This is a genomic window from Pseudorhodobacter antarcticus, from assembly GCF_900110135.1.
GTDB classification, from domain to species: domain Bacteria; phylum Pseudomonadota; class Alphaproteobacteria; order Rhodobacterales; family Rhodobacteraceae; genus Pseudorhodobacter; species Pseudorhodobacter antarcticus.
This window is the reverse complement of sequence record NZ_FOCO01000106.1, coordinates 1-1,653: the sequence shown is the minus strand read 5'-3', so window position 1 is coordinate 1,653 and position 1,653 is coordinate 1. Positions and strand designations below refer to the sequence as shown.

The 1,653-nt window shown below is 64.2% G+C and carries 1 protein-coding gene; it reads right to left on the bottom strand.

Going from position 1 to position 1,653, the window contains the following annotated elements:
* Positions 1-1,653: beta strand repeat-containing protein (locus BMY36_RS19075; RefSeq protein ID WP_217646644.1), on the bottom strand; the 1,653-nt coding region annotated here is incomplete at both ends.

Here is a 1,653-nt window from a genome sequence, read left to right as displayed (position 1 = left end):
TGTATCGTCGCCCACCGTGCCCACTTGTGTTGCAGCGCCGCTGAAATCACCGCCAAACACCACAAAGCTCGCCCCAGAGTAGCCGCCATTCGGGGCGTCGCCCCTGGCCCCGATGATCAGGTCATCAAACCCGTCGCCGTTCACGTCGCCCGCAGAACTCACCGAAGCGCCCGAGCGGTCATACGCCGACACGCCGTTGATCACAAAGCCGCCGGTGCCCGCCTCAATCGCTGACAGTTCCACCGCCGTGCCGTCCGTCTTGCCAAACACCACAAAGCTCGCGCCAGAGCCGCCGCCATTCGGGTCGTCGAACGGGGCCCCGACGATCAGGTCGTCAAACCCGTCGCCGTTCACATCGCCCGCAGAACTCACCGAATAGCCCGAGTTGTCACTCGCCGAGACGCCGTTGATCACAAAGCCGCCGCTGCCCGCCTCAATCGCGGATAGCTGCACCGCCGTGCCGTCGGTCTTGCCAAACACCACAAAGCTCGCGCCGGAGTTGCTGCCATTTGGGTCGTCTAACTTGGCCCCGACGATCAGGTCGTCAAACCCGTCGCCGTTCACATCGCCCGCAGAACTCACCGAGAAGCCCGAGCGGTCAAGCGCCGACACGCCGTTGATCACAAAGCCGCCGCTGCCCGCCTCGATGGCTGACAGTTCCACCGCCGTGCCGTCCGTCTTGCCAAACACCACAAAACTTGCGCCAGAGTTGTTGCCATTCGGGTCGTCGTACAAGGCCCCGACGATCAGGTCGTCGAACCCGTCGCCGTTCACATCGCCCGCAGAACTGACCGACTGGCCCGAGTTGTCATTCGCCGACACGCCGTTGATCACAAAGCCGCCGGTGCCTGCCTCAACGTCCGAAAGCTCCACCGCCGTGCCGTCCGTCTTGCCAAACACCACAAAGCTCGCGCCGGAGTTGCTGCCATTTGGATCGTCGAACCGGGCCCCGACGATCAGGTCGTCAAACCCGTCGCCGTTCACATCGCCCGCAGAACTCACCGAATAGCCCGACTGGTCATTTGCCGAGACGCCGTTGATTACAAAGCCGCCCGTGCCCGCCTCAATCGCCGACAGTTCGACTGCTGGCACTGGCCCCGCCGGCAGACCACTCCCCGCAACCCCGTCCTGCAGCTCTAACCGCGCATTGCCGTTGGTGTAGATCGTGAAGGTCCCATTGTCGGTAAGCGTGCCCGCATGCACCCAGCCCGCGTCTGCCAGTGTCAGCGTGTCGCTGCCCCCGCCCAGCACCCGCAGGGTGTTCGACGTATCCGACAGCCGCAACAATTCAAGCGCGGACAGCGTCAGCGCGTTGCCGCCCGCCGCCAGGTCGACCACTTCAATCCCGCTTAACGAGGTGTTGTCGAGCACGGTCAGATCCAGCGCCAGACCAGAACCACTTATCCGCAACATGTCCGTACCCGCGCCGCCGTCGATCCGCGCAAACGCAAGATCGCCGACCGACAGCACATCATCGCCCGCGCCGCCGCGCAACACATCCGCACCGCCGCCACCGTCAAGCGTGTCGTTGCCAGTACCGCCGATCAACACATCGACCGCCGCCGTGCCGGTCAGTGTATCGTCGCCCACCGTGCCCACTTGTGTTGCAGCGCCGCTGAAATCACCGCCAAACACCACAAAGCTCGCCCCAGA